Annotated in this window: 14 protein-coding genes; 5 read left to right on the top strand and 9 right to left on the bottom strand. The window is 68.4% G+C overall.

Annotation, left to right across the window (positions count from 1 at the left end; genetic code table 11):
• Nucleotides 1–24: 24 nt before the first annotated feature.
• A complete protein-coding gene (locus BLU62_RS25175; RefSeq protein WP_074852562.1) occupies nt 25–1188 on the bottom strand; it encodes an ROK family transcriptional regulator in 1164 nt (387 codons plus the stop codon).
• 672 nt (nt 1189–1860) lie between these two features.
• On the opposite strand from BLU62_RS25175, the gene BLU62_RS25170 reads away from it, so the two are divergent.
• Nucleotides 1861–2922, top strand: coding sequence for a sigma-70 family RNA polymerase sigma factor (locus BLU62_RS25170; protein ID WP_074852561.1), 1062 nt, complete (start codon nt 1861–1863; stop codon nt 2920–2922).
• A gap of 21 nt (nt 2923–2943) precedes the next feature.
• Here the strand turns inward: BLU62_RS25170 and BLU62_RS25165 are convergent, their stop codons facing one another.
• Nucleotides 2944–3357 (bottom strand): VOC family protein, encoded by a 414-nt coding sequence (locus tag BLU62_RS25165; RefSeq protein WP_099047920.1) that lies wholly within the window; start codon nt 3355–3357, stop codon nt 2944–2946.
• Nucleotides 3358–3490: 133 nt separating this feature from the next.
• Between BLU62_RS25165 and BLU62_RS25160 the strand changes: the two genes are divergently transcribed.
• Entirely contained in the window at nt 3491–4198 is a 708-nt protein-coding gene (locus BLU62_RS25160) for a histidine phosphatase family protein (RefSeq protein ID WP_074852560.1), read from the top strand.
• Nucleotides 4199–4359: 161 nt separating this feature from the next.
• On the opposite strand, the gene BLU62_RS25155 is transcribed toward BLU62_RS25160, so the two are convergent.
• The 5 genes from BLU62_RS25155 to BLU62_RS25135 all read right to left on the bottom strand — a co-directional run bounded on the left by BLU62_RS25155 (nt 4360) and on the right by BLU62_RS25135 (nt 8876).
• The gene (locus tag BLU62_RS25155; protein WP_074852559.1) at nt 4360–5106 is read right to left on the bottom strand and encodes an SDR family NAD(P)-dependent oxidoreductase; all 747 of its coding nucleotides are present in this window, start codon (nt 5104–5106) and stop codon (nt 4360–4362) included.
• Between the two features lie 38 nt (nt 5107–5144).
• Nucleotides 5145–6161, bottom strand: a complete 1017-nt coding sequence (locus tag BLU62_RS25150; protein WP_074852558.1) for a phosphotransferase family protein — start codon at nt 6159–6161, stop codon at nt 5145–5147.
• Nucleotides 6158–7372: an acyl-CoA dehydrogenase family protein gene (locus BLU62_RS25145; RefSeq protein WP_074853280.1), complete on the bottom strand. Its 1215-nt coding sequence runs from the start codon at nt 7370–7372 to the stop codon at nt 6158–6160. The genes BLU62_RS25150 and BLU62_RS25145 overlap by 4 nt, the downstream gene beginning before the upstream one ends.
• 123 nt (nt 7373–7495) lie before the next feature.
• On the bottom strand, nt 7496–8143 hold the full coding sequence (locus BLU62_RS25140; protein ID WP_074852557.1) for a TetR/AcrR family transcriptional regulator: 648 nt from the start codon (nt 8141–8143) through the stop codon (nt 7496–7498).
• A gap of 28 nt (nt 8144–8171) precedes the next feature.
• A complete protein-coding gene (locus tag BLU62_RS25135; RefSeq protein WP_074852556.1) occupies nt 8172–8876 on the bottom strand; it encodes a TetR/AcrR family transcriptional regulator in 705 nt (234 codons plus the stop codon).
• 83 nt (nt 8877–8959) lie between these two features.
• Between BLU62_RS25135 and BLU62_RS25130 the strand changes: the two genes are divergently transcribed.
• Complete coding sequence (locus BLU62_RS25130) at nt 8960–9913, top strand: oxygenase MpaB family protein (protein WP_074852555.1); 954 nt, start codon at nt 8960–8962, stop codon at nt 9911–9913.
• Between the two features lie 220 nt (nt 9914–10133).
• On the opposite strand, the gene BLU62_RS25125 is transcribed toward BLU62_RS25130, so the two are convergent.
• Complete coding sequence (locus BLU62_RS25125; RefSeq protein WP_074852554.1) at nt 10134–11414, bottom strand: alpha-hydroxy-acid oxidizing protein; 1281 nt, start codon at nt 11412–11414, stop codon at nt 10134–10136.
• Nucleotides 11415–11472: 58 nt separating this feature from the next.
• Nucleotides 11473–11766 carry a hypothetical protein gene (locus BLU62_RS25120; RefSeq protein ID WP_167544026.1) on the bottom strand — a complete coding sequence of 98 codons (294 nt, stop codon included), beginning with the start codon at nt 11764–11766 and terminating at the stop codon, nt 11473–11475.
• Nucleotides 11767–11889: 123 nt separating this feature from the next.
• Here BLU62_RS25120 and BLU62_RS25115 point away from each other — a divergent pair, with 123 nt between their 5' ends.
• Nucleotides 11890–13032, top strand: coding sequence for a polyprenyl synthetase family protein (locus BLU62_RS25115; protein WP_074852553.1), 1143 nt, complete (start codon nt 11890–11892; stop codon nt 13030–13032).
• Complete coding sequence (locus BLU62_RS25110) at nt 13029–13742, top strand: monooxygenase (protein ID WP_074853276.1); 714 nt, start codon at nt 13029–13031, stop codon at nt 13740–13742. The genes BLU62_RS25115 and BLU62_RS25110 overlap by 4 nt, the downstream gene beginning before the upstream one ends.
• Nucleotides 13743–13955: the final 213 nt, after the last annotated feature.

The raw sequence follows: 13955 nt of genomic DNA, 5'->3' as shown, positions 1-13955 counted from the left end.
ATCGAGGGGACTACAGCGGCCCGTTCAGGCGGTCAGCGTGATCGCCTGCAGCGGGTCGCTGTAGATCGCATCCAGCGAGACCGCGCCGGCCGCCTGCTGCTGCACCGTGGCTCCCGAATGCGACACTCGCACATCACGCTCCGTGACGATCGAGGTCTCACGGACGGCACGCGCGACCGTCGGCAGGCTGGTCGGGTAGTCGGTGAACGCCTGGCCGCCGAGGATGATGTGGTCCGGGTTGAAGATGTCGGCGATGAGGCCGACCGTTCGACCGAGGACCTCGGCACGCTCCTCGAGGAGGGCGCGAGCAGTGGCGTCACCCGTACGGGCCAGGCCGTGCAGACCCTCGACGTCGGCCACCGAAAGACCAAGCGCCCGAGCGGCTTCGACGATGCCGGTGTCACTCACCGCGGGCTCCAGTCGACCGGTTCGGTTCGGGTCGAGCAGCGTGGTGGCACCGGTCGGGAAGTGTCCGATGACCGGCGGTCCCGCGGTCGGGGTGTGCACGGTGCCGCCGACGCTGAAGGCGATGCCCAGCATTTCGCGGGCATAGAAGTACAGGAAGCTCGACTGCTCGTCGTCGGGGTTCAGGACCAGCTCGGCGGCGGCCATCGCCTCGACGTGCGAAGCGACCGACACCGGCAGGCCCACGGACTCGGCGATGACCCGCCCGACGGGAGCGCCCTCCCAGCCGAGGCGGTGGTGATCGACGATGCCGCCCTCGGCGACACGACCACCGAGTGCCACGCCGACCCAGAGGACGCGCTTGCCGGTCCAGCGCTCGGCGAATCGGCGGGCGCTCACACCGATTGCGGCGAGGGTCTGCTCGGGGGTCTCGGCCACCGGCGTGGGGATCTGGATGGCACCGACCACGCGGTGCAGGAGGTCGTGGGTGGTGATCGAGGTGACCTTGTATCCGATGTGGATGCCGAGAGTGAGGAACTCGGCGAGGTTGACCTCGAACGGCAGACGCGGGCGTCCGATGGCTCCCGACGGGGCGAGGTCGGCACGCTCGCGGATGAGGCCCGCCTTGAGCAGCGCGCTCACCTGACGGTTGACCGTCGAGATGCTCAGGCCGGTGCGCTCGGCGGCGTCATCGCGGAACAGCGGACCCGCCAGACGGGCGGCCCGGAGGACCAGAGCGGCCGGCTTGTTCGACAGCTCCAGGCGCGGCGTCGACACGTGCACCCGCTGATCCCCCTTTCCGAATCCACGTCGATCTGCGATCGGTCCCGGGATCCGGGTCGACGGTGCCGACGAGGGTACGGATGACAACGGTACGGGCTGGCGACTGACCTGCGGCCCTCGGCGCACCGGACGTGATGCAGGTCGACGGGTCAGCGGAGTGGGTGCGGTGCGCACGGTACGAGTGGAGATCTCAGGAAGAATTGCGGTCATGATTGTCCTCGTCGAAAATCCCCGCGCTCGGGCGGCGGGGCAGGGTGGCTGAAGTGCTCGGAAGAAGAGACTTGGAGCGACACCCCGTGACGAGGCGTCGACTCAGCGCATTCGACGACAACAACAGAGAACACGAGCGAGCGGCAGACGGCAGCCCAGCGCGGTGGTCACATAGGTGACCTCCGACAGGTTGCGGTCGACACTCGTCATGCGGATCAAGCTAGCAACGCCGACCCCGCGGCGGCAAGCCCATTCCTCCAGGTGACGGAGCATTCCGGACCCGAGGACACACACGCTCACCGGCGAATTTAGCCCGGGAGGCAGCGGCTCGCGCGGGTTGTGCTCAGCGTGATTCCAAATCGACACCCTGCACGTACCCGACCTGCGTCCCATCCCGACACGACGAAGGCCGCCTTGTTTTTCCGAGTCGAGTGTGTCGGTGATCGACGGTAAATTGTGAGCATGACCACAGCCGCGGGTGAATCCGTTTCCGACGCCGATTTCCTCGAAATCGCCGAACCGTTCCGTCGTGAGATCGTCGCCCACTGCTATCGGATGATGGGTTCCCACCACGACGCCGAGGACCTCGCCCAGGAGACCTTCCTGCGCGCCTGGCGTGGCTATGCCAAGTTCGACCACCGTTCCTCGGTGCGGACGTGGCTGCACAAGATCGCGACCAACACCTGCCTCACGGCGCTCCAGAGTTCCCAGCGCCGGCCGCTCCCGTCCGGGCTCGGCGGCGACGCGTTCGACCCCGCCGACGACCTCCTCCAGAACCACGAGGTGCCCTGGCTCGAGCCCTATGCCGGCACCGTCGACGAGATCACCCCCGGCGACGACGCCGACCCCGCATACGTCGTCGGCGCACGGGAATCGGTGCGGCTGGCGTTCATCGCCGCCCTCCAGCACCTCCCGGAGCGGCAGCGGGCGGTGCTGATCCTGCGCGACGTCCTGCAGTGGCGGGCGGCCGAGGTCGCCGACACCATCGGTGTCACCACCGCGACCGTCAACAGTCTCCTGCAGCGCGCCCGCGAACAACTGAAGACCGCACGACCCCAGGCGGAGTCCGCGAGTTCGGACGCCTCGGTCCTCGACGACGACGCCAAACGAGAACTGCTCGCTCGATATGTGTCCGCCTTCGAGCGCTACGACGTCGATGCGATCGCGGAGATGTTCACCGACAAGGCGATCTGGGAGATGCCGCCGTTCACCGGTTGGTACCAGGGCCCGGAGGCGATCGGAACGCTCATCCGCAAGAACTGCCCGGCGGAGAAAGAGGGCGATCAGATCCTGCTGCCCACCGTCGCCAACGGGCAGCCCGCATTCGGTCTCTACATGCGTGAGCCCGACGGCGTCCATCGACCGTTCCAGCTCCAGGTCCTCGACATCGATCCGCAGACCGAGAAGGTCGGGTACGTGGTGGCGTTCTTCAGCGACACCATGGAAGCCGACTTCGCCAGATTCGGCCTGCCGCCGACTCCGTACGAGGCACCCGCTCGAACGGAGCCGAGCCCCTTCCACTGACGACGCTCGTGGGGCCCATCGTCAGTCGGGAGTCTGCGGCAGCTGAGAGGGGTCCATCCAGACCACCTCCCAGGCATGCCCGTCCGGATCGCAGAAGCTGCAGCAGTACATGAACCCGAGATCCTCGGGGTCGCGCAGCGGTGTGCCACCCGCCGCGAGCGCTGCGCACACGACCCGGTCGGCGTGCTCTCTGCTGTCGGCGGAGAACGAGACGAGCGCCTCCCGCCCCCGGGCGGGGTCGGCGACCCTCCCGGCCGCGAAGCCCTCGAAGCGTCGGCGCTGCATCAGGATCACCATCGCGGCGTCGTTGATCGACATGCAGGCGGTGGCCGGGTCGCAGAACACCTCGTCGAACCGGAACCCCAGCGCGCCGAAGAACCGCCGTGAGCGGGCGACGTCGGCCACCGGCAGATTGACGAAGAGCATCGATGCCACGGCGGCCTCCAGTCGAGAGCGGGACTCGCCCCCACCCAGGAGCCGCATGTGAATCGGCCGATCGGGACAGGGTCTCACCCGATACAGACCGGCCAGCGCATCCGAACTCATCGGCGTCTAATAGTGTGCAGTCATGGGCGTCATCTATCTTGTGCGGCACGGTCAGGCGAATGCGTTGGCGTACGGCGTATCCGACGCCACGGATGACCTCCGGAACGGTCCGGGCGGGCTCACCGCGACCGGCGATACCCAGGCGGCGGTGTCGGGTGCATTCCTCTCCGGCCAGATCGACGGATTCACCGCCGCCGTGAGTGGCGACCTGCCCCGGCAGAGCCAGACCCTCGACGGTGTCCTCGGCACGTTCGACGCACGACCGGACGCGAAGGTCGACCCCGGTTGGAACGAGTACTCGCTCCCAGCCCTCGTGGGACACGCGTCGCCGGAGATGTACCGCGACGGCCGCAACTACCAGCAGCAGCTCGACAAGGGACTCGCTGCGTGGATCGCCGCAGGTGAACACGACGCCGAGCCGGGACCCGACGGTGGGCCCGCCGAGAGTTACCCGCAGTTCCAGGCACGTGTGCACGACGCCGCGGCACGCGCGACGGAGATGGCCGGATCAGGTCAGACGCTTCTGGTGGTGTCCTCCGCGGGCACGATCACGCAGTGGATCGCACAGCTGTGGGGCATCCCGGACGAGCAGTGGCCGAAGATGGCCCGCTCGATGGTCAACGCGTCCATCACCAAGTTGATCGTGGGCCGGCAGGGTGTCTCGGTGGTGTCGTTCAACGAACACGGCCACCTCTCCGACCGCGAGGGCGGGATCTCGACCTTCCGCTGAGATCGTCTGTGGTGGAGGGGTTCTGACCTCCTACCCCACACAGGAACGCCACCGGCTCCGTCGGCCGAGTCAGCCACCACCCCATACAGGAACGCCCCCGCTCCGCCGGCCGAGTAGCGACGACCGAGCGGAGCGAGCACGCCGCGTATCGAGGTCCCCGACTACGCCCGATGCAGGTTCGCGCCCGGACGGGTGAGCACCACGTTCGGGAGCACCGCGTACCGCGACAGCTGCGTGATCGAGTGTGCGACAACGGCGACGTCATCGGCCGTGATCATCTCGTCCTTCGGGATGCGGTCCTTGAGCCAGTCGGTCATGTCGGTGGCCACGTAACCCGGAGCGATCGTCGTCGCGCTCACGCCGTTCTCCGACTCCTCGAGGTTGAACGTCTCGCACAGCGAGATCAACGCGGCCTTGGTCGCACCGTAGGCGGATAGCTCGGGCTCCGGGTAGACGCCGGTGATAGACGCCACTGCAATGACTTTCGCCGCCCCGTTGGCTTCTGCGGTGGCGCGAAGCGTCGGCAGGACCGACTGCAGCAGGATGTACGGAGCCCGTACGTTGACCTCGTAGAGACGGTCGAAACGCTTGACCGGCATATCCGCCACCGCGCCCTTGGAACCCATGCCCGCGTTGATGATCAACGCGTCACAGCGCCCGAAGGCCTCCGCATGGGCGGTGCCGAGCGCGGTGATCGCCTCCGCATCGGTCATGTCGGCCGGCACGACCTCCACCCGGCCGGCGCCGTGCTCGCGCAGCTCGGCAGCCTTCTTCTCCAACGCTTCCCGGCCGCGCGCGCTGATCGTCAGGTCCCAACCGTCCGCGGCGAACCGTGCGGCGATCGCCGCACCGATGCCACGGGATGCGCCGGTGACCAGTGCGGACCGGGTGTTCGACACTTCGCTCATGTACTCGTCCTCGTACTTCTGCCTGTTCCGTGTGACACTCAGCTGATGTGGCGCAGGCCGTCGGCGATGAAGGCCGCGGTGGCCTCGCCCGCACGCTCGGCGCCGTCGCCCGACGACGCACCCGAGAGGGCGCGGTAGGTGATGCCCTCGGCGATCACACCGAGCTTCAGGTTGGCGAGACCGAGGTAGAAGTCCCAGTCGCCGAGGTCGGAACCGGTTGCGGTGGAGTACTTCTCCGCGATCGCGTCCACCGACGCGTAACGGTCGCTGGTCCACGCCGCAGAGAAACCGAGCACCTGGTCGAAAGCCCCGGTCCGGTACACGCACATGAGCGCGACGTCGGTGAGCGGGTCACCGAGCGTCGACATCTCCCAGTCGACGACGGCAGCGATCCGTGCCGGGTCGTTCGCGTCGATGATGGTGTTGTCGACGCGGAAGTCGCCGTGCACCACCGATTCCCGGGCCTTCTCGGGAACCCGTTCGGACAGCGCCTCGACGAGGCGCTCCACGTCGGGCAACTCGCGCGTCTTCACGTGACCCCACTGCCGGGCCCACAGCTTCACCTGTCGCGCAGCGAATCCCGCCGGACGACCGAACTCACCGAGGCCGACCGCCTGGTAATCGACGGCGTGCAGGTCGGCGAGGGTCCGGACGAGTCCGTCGAGGTTGGCGGCCACGTCGTCATCGGAGTACGCAGCGAGATCCTCCGCGGTGCGCACCACACGTCCGTCGACGAACTCGACGACGGTGCAGGGCGCGCCGATGATCGAACCGTCGGCGTCGAAGGCGACAGTCCGCGCGACCGGCACCGAAGTCGACTGCAGCGCACTGGTGACCGCCCACTCGCGGTTCATGTCGTGGGCTGACGGGGTGAGGCCACCGGTCGGCGGACGACGCGCGACCCACCGGGTCGTGCCGTCGGTGACGGTGTAGGTCAGGTTCGACTTGCCACCGCTGATGAGGTCGATGGACAGGTCACCGGCGAGCTCGACGCCGTTGTCGACGAGGAGCCGACGGAGTTTGTCCGCCTCGAGAGCTGATTCGACTCCGGTCATTTCGCACCCGCCGCGGCCTGAGCCTTCTTCGCACGGCCGACGGCGCGGCGCGCGATGGCCCAGCGATGGACCTCGGACGGACCGTCGTAGACACGGAACGGACGGAGTTCCTGCGCCAGGCGCGCGATCGGCAGGTCGGCGGAGACGCCGAGGCCACCGCACATCTGGATGCTGCGGTCGGCGATGCGCGAATATGCCTCACCGGCAAACGTCTTGGCGATCGAGGTCTCGTCGGAGGCGTGGTTGCCCAGGTCCAGCTCGTGGCATGCCTTGAGCAGGAGCGCGCGCGAGGCGGCCAGGTCGATCTCGTTGTCGGCGATCATCTGCTGGATCATGCCGAGGTCGCCGAGGCGGCCACCGAAACCCTCACGGCGCGAGACATAGTCGACCGCGACGTCGTGGCAGCGCTTGGCGGCGCCGAGCCAGCGCATGACGTGGGTCATGCGGGCGGGGCCGAGCCGGACCTGCGCGTAGCGGTAGCCCTCGTCGACCTCGCCGAGGATGTCGGCGTCGGGCACGAAGAGGTCGTCGAAGGTGACCTCGCAGTGTCCGCCGATCATCGCCTTGTCGATGGTGTTGATGTGGCGACCGACGGTGATTCCCGGGGTGCCGGCCGGAGACAGGAACATCGTCGCGCCGCCGCGATCACCCGGCGAGCCCGCGGTGCGGGCCATGATGATGAAGAATCCCGCGCCCTCGGCGCCGGTGATGAAGTGCTTCTTGCCGTTGATCTTCCAGCCGCCGTCGACGCGGACCGCCTGCGTCCGCAGCGCATTGGGGTCCGAACCCGCCCCCGGCGCCGGTTCGGTCATCGCGAAGGCCGAACGCACCTCGCCCGTGGCGAGCGGGGCCAGGTACTTGTGACGCTGCTCTTCGCTGGCGATGCGCTCGAGCATGTGGATGTTGCCCTCGTCCGGCGCACCGATGTGCAGCGCCACCGGACCGAAGGTGGAGTAGCCCGCTGCCTCGAAAACCGGTGCGCGGTCGGCCATGTCCAGTCCGTGTCCGCCGAACTCGACCGGTGCGTGTGGCGCGAAGATGCCCTCCGCCTTGGCCTTTGCATTCATCTCGCGGCGGAGGTCGTCGCCGCCGGCTGCCGTGATGTCGCCGGCGTTCGCATCCTCGAGCGGCAACACGTAGTCGCGAACGAAACGTTCGGTCTTCTCGACGAGCTCGACCACCGCGGGATCGTGGCGCAGGTCTATGGGCATCGTGACTCCTTTGGCTGGACCGACGGGAACTTTCCCCGACGCCGACCGAGCGATCGTTCGGCCGTCCATACCTTGCCAGGCGTTGCCACCGCGGTCAAGGCGGACCGGATGAAATCCGTGCCGTCAGGTGGTGCGGTAGCCGACCAGCGCACGGGCGAGCTGGAGATTCCGTGAGATCAGTTCGTCCGGGCCCAACAGACCATCGAGCTTGAACCAGGTCGAGACGCCGACACACATGGTGGCGACGGCGCGGGCCGCGTCCTTCGGGTACTCGGTGGTGAAGTCGCCCGCCTCGACACCGGCGAAGACGATCTCGTCGACCATGCGCTGCTGGCGGTCACGGTGGCCGATGTACTTCGGCCGGTAGTCGTCGTCGAGGCTCCGGATCTCCGTGGAACCGACGAAGGCCTGCTCACGGCGGTACATGTGGAACCGCAACAGCGACTCGACGACCGCGTCGAACTGCTTCACCGGTTCGGGTCCGGCTTCCACGATGGCCGCCTCCGACCGGGCCAGCAGGTCGGTCATGGTGCGTTCGAGCAGACCCTGCAGCAACGACTGCTTCGACGGGTAGTGGTGGTACAGCCCGGGCACCGAGAGGTTCGCCCGCGCGGCGATCTCCCGCACCGACGTTCCGTGATACCCCTGCTCGGCGAACGCCGCGAGGGCTGCGGCGAGCGGGATCGGGAGCTCTGGCTCGCCGTAGTCACGCCAGGCGCCCAGAGGTTGCTTCGCCGGTCGTACGTCGGTTTCGCCGGATCCGCTGCTCATGGGATCGACCCTATCTTTCGCCGCAGCACTACTCACCATCGGCGCTGCCGTGGGACAGGCTCTTCTCCAGGATTTCGGCCGGCGACACGAGCAACGCGATACTGAGGTCCACGACGTCCGACTTCGAGAGCTCGACGTCGCCTTCGAGCCATGCGGCGAGCAGACGGCTCAGTCCGCCCACCTGGTAGTGCGCCACGCCCGCGGCCTCGGCCGGGCCGACGTGCACATCGAGGATCGCCGAGGTGCTCTGGAGCGTCAGGCCCGCGAACAGGGCCGTCGACTCCGACCGCTTCGCCGCGATCACCGGGCTCAGCAGCGCCTGCGAGAACAGGAGCCGCCCCTTACGACGGTCCTGGTCGATGAGATCGACGATCGCCGCGACCGCGCCGGACACCTTCATGCGCATGGTCGCCCCCTCGGAGAACGCCGCGAGACTCCGATGGGCGATCTCCTCGATGATCTCGTCGTACACCACGCCGACGAGCTGATCGACCGACTCGAAGCTCTCGTAGAAATAGCGTGCGGTCAGGCCGGCCCGCCGGCAGACGCCGCGAACCGTGACGGCCTCGGCGTCATCGGCGCCGAGCAGGTCCAGAGCTGCGTCGATCAGAGATGCGCGTCGTCGCGCGACCCGGGTGTCGCCGCCCTCCCCGCCGTACGCGCGCAGGGAAGCAGCCGAATCCGACGCGGCGGCGTCGGACCCGTTTTCCGGGGTCGAAGGTCCTCTTCCCATGGTTCCTATCTTGACACCCCAGTAAGTTCATGTTTTATAAAACGGGAAACAAACGTTTCCTAAATCCGACAAGGAGGGGTTCGATGGCATCGGAGCCTATCACCAGTGGAAGCTCGGCCCTGTCGCCGCAATCGTCGGCCGACGTGACTGCGGAGGTCGAGGAGTTCCTCACCGCCGAACGCCCGGACACCGAGTTCCTGCCGTCCACCGCACGCATGTCGCGCGCCGAGCTCGACGCCCTCCCGTCGGCACCTCTCGACCCGCTCGGGGTCGGAGTCCTCGCCGGCGCAGCAAACGTCATCATGCAGCTCAGCATGCCCGCCGTCGGCTACGGCGTGTACGAGTCGAAGGTGGACACGGGCAACCTGTTCAAGCATCCGCTCAAGCGCGGCCGCACGACGCTGAGCTACCTCGCGGTCGCGGGCATGGGCAACGCCAAGGACCGCAAGGCCTACCGAAAGGCCATCGGCAAGGCCCACGCCCACGTGCGGTCGACCGCCGACAGCCCGGTCAAGTACAACGCCTTCGACCAGAATCTCCAGCTGTGGGTCGCGGCCTGTCTCTACCGCGGCACCGAGGACATGCACCGCATCTATGGCGGCGTCACCGAGGTGACCGACGAGTTCTACCAGGCCGGCGCCGTCCTCGGCACCACGCTGCAGGTACCGCGCGAGGCCTGGCCGGCCGACCGTGCGGCCTTCGAGGAGTACTGGAACTCCACGGTCGAGACCCTCGAGATCGACCCGGTGATCCGCGAGTACCTGATGCAGATCGCCCGCGCCGAGTTCCTCGGCCCGATCGTCTCCAAGGTGCTGGGCTGGTACTTCCAGATCCTCGCCATCGGCTTCCTGCCGGACAACTTCCGCCGCAAGATGGACGTCCGGCTGTCGCCGTGGCAGGAGCTCTTCTTCGACAAGCACAACGCAGTCCTGCGCGCCATCGTCACGCGGGCCCCGAAGGTGATCCGCGGGTTCCCGTTCAACCTGCTGCTGGCGGACGTCCGCTGGCGGATGCGCACCGGCCGCCCGCTGGTCTGATCCGTCTCCTGGTTGGGGGAAGCCCGTCCCGCTCACGCCAAGCGGGACGGGCTTTTCGGTTTCCCGTTCGATGAGCCCCTCCCCGCCCGTTGAGCCGGCACCGAGCACAGCGACGATCCGTGTCCCGCTCGTTGAGCAGGCGAGGAGCGCAGCGACGCCCCCTCCCCGCCCGTTGAGCCGGCACCGAGCGGAGCGAGGCGCCGTGTCGAAACGCGCGCGCCTACACCCGACGCAACGCGTCGCGATCCAGTTCGGTGACGTCGGTGTGGCCGGCGAGTCCGAGGGTGAGGTCGAGTTCGGCGATGATGTCGGCGACCGCATCACGGGCGCCGTCCGCACCCGCGAGCGCGAGACCGTACATGTGCGGCCGGCCGATGCAGGCGGCGTCGGCGCCGAGGGCGAGTGCCTTGAACACATCCGCGCCGGTGTAGATCCCGGAGTCGATGAGCACCTTGATCCGGCCGTCGACCGCCGGAGCGATCTCCTCGAGGGCGTCGATCGTGCTGATCGCACCGTCGATCTGGCGTCCGCCGTGGTTGGACACGATGATCCCGTCGACCCCGGCGTCGACGGCGCGGCGGGCGTCGTCGGGATGCAGCACGCCCTTGAGCACGATCGGCAGCGACGTCCGGGCGCGGAGACCCGCGAGGTCGTCCCAGCTCAACGACGGGCGTGAGTAGATGTCGAGGAAGGTCTGCACCGCGGCGCGCGGTTGGGCCGACGTGAGATTCGCGAGGAAGCGCCCGGGTGCGTTGCGCGTGATCGAGATCAGCGTCGCGATGGCGCCGACCGAGATCTCGGGCCGCTCCGCGGTGGCCGCGCGCAGGCGTTCGGCGACGATGTCGACGAAGCGCCGGTCCGAGGTGTACTGAGCGATCCCCTCACCCCGTGCGAACGGCAGCGATCCCAGGTTCAGGTCCTGGGGGCGCCAGCCGAGCATCGTGGTGTCCAGGGTGACCACCACCGCGTCGGCGCTGATCGACTCCGCACGGGCCAGCAGGCTGTCGACCAGGTCGTCGTCGGTGGACCAGTACAACTGGAACCAGCGCGGGGCACCTGCGGTCACGCCGTCCATCTCGGCGGCCACCGCCTCCATCGGCACGCTCGCCTGGTTCGAGAAGATATAGGGCACACCGAGTTCCGCGGCCGCGTGACCGATCAGCCGGTCGGCTTCCGGAGCGGCGAGCGACCCGGCGCCGACCGGCGCGAACAGCACCGGCGCCGGGATGCGGCGCCCGAACAGTTCCACCTCGAGGTTTCGCTCGGAGACGTCGCGAAGGATTCGCGGCACGATCGCCCACCGGTCCAGGGCCTGACGGTTGGCCGCCATCGTGCGACCCTCACCGGCACCACCGCCGATGTACGCCCACGCGCGGGCCGACATCGCCCGCTTGGCGCGACGCTCCAGTTCCGCGAAATCCGTTGGTACACGGGGCTTTCGCCGGTGGACACCAACGGTGTAGATGTCGTTCTGCCGCGCTCGCCCGTATCCCGTGGTCATGGGAGCCGATCGTAACGTCGGGCCACCACGGCCCGCGAGGATTCCGCGGGAGGCGGTCTCAGCGGGTGGCGATCGCCGTCGCGCCGGCCGCTGCGACGGTCACCGCGCCGACTGCAGGCCAGGCACCGATCTTCTTCGCGAGAGGATGCGACCCGCCGAAGGCCGCCAGGTACCCGGCGAGCAGCCCGCCGGCCACCACCGGACCCTTCTTGACCGCCCACTGACGAGTGCACCAGGCACCCGCCGTCGCGAGAACCACCCCGCCGAGTTCTCGTCGTCCGCTGTATCGGGCCGCCGCGAAACCGCCGACCAGACCGACGGCCACCACGGGCACCGTTGCATCCACTGCCATACGACCCAACTTACCGGCAGCCCGCGGTCCGGCACCCATCCGCCGCGTGTCACCGCTCCGAAGACCGGGTACCCGCAGCCATCGGACCCTCCAGCCGACCCCGCACCCCCGAAGGGCCTCGACATGACACAGACCGCCGAGATGACCGACTCATCCCTCCCCCACCGGCCTGTCCTCGACACCGGCTCCTCTCTTCGCGCGATCGACGACGCGACGACCGAACTGGAACTCGTCGAAGAGGTCCTGACCGCTCACTTCCGCCGCCACGCGCTCACCCTGCAGAAGGTGGGTTCCGAGCTCACCCCCGCGGTGGATGCCGTCGGTGCGCGCATCGGCGGTGGGAAGCGCCTGCGCGCCGCCTTCTGCCTGTGGGGTGCACGCGGTGCGGCGCGGGGACTGTCGGTGCCCGGTGTCGTCGAGTTGGCGTCCGCGATCGAGCTGTTCCACTTCGCCGCGCTGGTCCACGACGACGTGATGGACGATTCCGACACCCGTCGCGGCCTCCCCACGGTCCACCGACACTTCTCCGACACGCATCGCGCCGCCGCGCGTCGCGGCAATTCCGACACCTGGGGTACCGCCGTCGCGATCCTCGTCGGCGACATGTGTCTCTCGTGGTCGGACGATCTCGTCGCCGCCGCCGTCGACACCGTCGGCCGTGACACCCGGCAGGCCGTCCGCGCGACCTGGACGGAGATGCGCGACGAGGCATATGCGGGGCAGTACCTGGACATGCTGAGTCAGACCGAGGACCACACCGACGCCGACCGCACCGAACGCATCCTCCGCTACAAGAGCGCCCGCTACAGCATCGGCCAACCGCTTCGTCTCGGCGGCACCCTCGCCGGCGCCGGCGCCGAACTCCTCGCGGACTACGACCGCATCGGACTCAGCGCCGGTGAGGCATTCCAGCTGCGCGACGACATCCTCGGCGTCTTCGGCGACGAGAAGGTCACCGGCAAGCCGGCGATCGACGACATCCGCGAGGGCAAGCGCACCATGCTGATGGCACTCGCCGAGGAATCGGCCAACCGGATGGAGCGGCGGGTGATCGCCGACTGTCTCGGAAACCCGGAGCTCGACGCCGACGGTGCCGCCCGGATGCGCGAGATCCTGGAGTCGACAGGCGCACTCGAGCGCGTCGAGCAGCGCATCACCGAACTCGCCGAGGACGCCCTCGGCGTCGTCGCGGGCGCTTCGGTCGACGAGCGGACCCGTCAGGCCCTGACCTCCCTCGTCGAACGCTGTGTGTGGCGCCGCTCATGACCTCGTATTCTCCTCCGACCGTCGAGCTGCGCGTCTGGGGTGTCGACCGGGTGATGCCCGCGCTCGGAAGGATGGCGTCGGGCCGCCGCGCACTGCGTGCGACACCGGGACTCCGATTCGCCAAACTGCTCGGCACCGGTACCGCAAGGACTTTCACACTCGAGAGCGCCGACCTGCGACACTGGGCCGCACTCACCGTCTGGCACGACGACGACGCGGCGCGGGCGTCCTCTGACTCCCGGGTCCTGCGCCAGTGGCAGGACTCGAGCACCGAGGAACTGCGAATCACGATGCAGCCCATCCGGTCCAAGGGCCGCTGGTCGCGCGTCGATCCGTTCGGGCACCAGTCTCCCGGAACCGCGGCAGAGCGCGGACACGGCTGGACGGGACCGGTCGCCGCACTCACCCGCGCCCGCCTGCGGCCGACGACGATGGCGTCGTTCTGGCGCGCGGTTCCACCTGTCGCATCCGAACTGGCAGACGCGCAGGGCAATCGGCTCGCACTCGGCGTCGGCGAGCTGCCGATCGGGGTCCAGGGAACGTTCTCACTCTGGGACTCCGCTCGCGATCTCACCGACTTCGCCTATCACTCCCCGGCGCACAGGTCGGCCATCTCGCGCACCAAACCCGCCCGCTGGTACGCCGAGGAATTGTTCGCCCGATTCGCCGTCCTCGACGTGACCGGGACCTATCAGGGGAGGCCGGCATGAGTACGACCCGACATTCACCACCCAACAGTCAAGGAGCACAGGCGCACACGCCTCCGCCGCCTGAGGTGCGAGGAGCCCAAGCCCCAGTACCTTCGCTGCCTCAGGTGCGAGGAGCCCAAGCCCCAGTACCTTCGCTGCCTGAGGTGCGAGGAGCGCAAGCCCCAGTACCTTCGCTGCCTGAGGTGCGAGGAGCCCAAGCCCCAGTACCTTCGC

Source organism: Gordonia westfalica, assembly GCF_900105725.1.
Classification (GTDB): Bacteria; Actinomycetota; Actinomycetes; order Mycobacteriales; family Mycobacteriaceae; genus Gordonia; species Gordonia westfalica.
The sequence above is the reverse complement of the archived record's forward strand: the minus strand, read 5'-3'. Positions and strand labels throughout refer to the sequence as shown.

Bases quoted from the DNA above. Each gene is read 5' to 3' on its own strand.
- BLU62_RS25130 (WP_074852555.1), top strand. From the start codon at position 8,960: ATGGCATCGGAGCCTATCACCAGTGGAAGCTCGGCCCTGTCGCCGCAA.
- BLU62_RS25140 (WP_074852557.1), bottom strand. From the start codon at position 8,143: ATGAGCAGCGGATCCGGCGAAACCGACGTACGACCGGCGAAGCAACCT.
- BLU62_RS25135 (WP_074852556.1), bottom strand. From the start codon at position 8,876: ATGGGAAGAGGACCTTCGACCCCGGAAAACGGGTCCGACGCCGCCGCG.
- BLU62_RS25160 (WP_074852560.1), top strand. From the start codon at position 3,491: ATGGGCGTCATCTATCTTGTGCGGCACGGTCAGGCGAATGCGTTGGCG.
- BLU62_RS25155 (WP_074852559.1), bottom strand. From the start codon at position 5,106: ATGAGCGAAGTGTCGAACACCCGGTCCGCACTGGTCACCGGCGCATCC.
- BLU62_RS25110 (WP_074853276.1), top strand. From the start codon at position 13,029: ATGACCTCGTATTCTCCTCCGACCGTCGAGCTGCGCGTCTGGGGTGTC.
- BLU62_RS25145 (WP_074853280.1), bottom strand. From the start codon at position 7,372: ATGCCCATAGACCTGCGCCACGATCCCGCGGTGGTCGAGCTCGTCGAG.
- BLU62_RS25150 (WP_074852558.1), bottom strand. From the start codon at position 6,161: ATGACCGGAGTCGAATCAGCTCTCGAGGCGGACAAACTCCGTCGGCTC.
- BLU62_RS25125 (WP_074852554.1), bottom strand. From the start codon at position 11,414: ATGACCACGGGATACGGGCGAGCGCGGCAGAACGACATCTACACCGTT.
- BLU62_RS25170 (WP_074852561.1), top strand. From the start codon at position 1,861: ATGACCACAGCCGCGGGTGAATCCGTTTCCGACGCCGATTTCCTCGAA.
- BLU62_RS25120 (WP_167544026.1), bottom strand. From the start codon at position 11,766: ATGGCAGTGGATGCAACGGTGCCCGTGGTGGCCGTCGGTCTGGTCGGC.
- BLU62_RS25115 (WP_074852553.1), top strand. From the start codon at position 11,890: ATGACACAGACCGCCGAGATGACCGACTCATCCCTCCCCCACCGGCCT.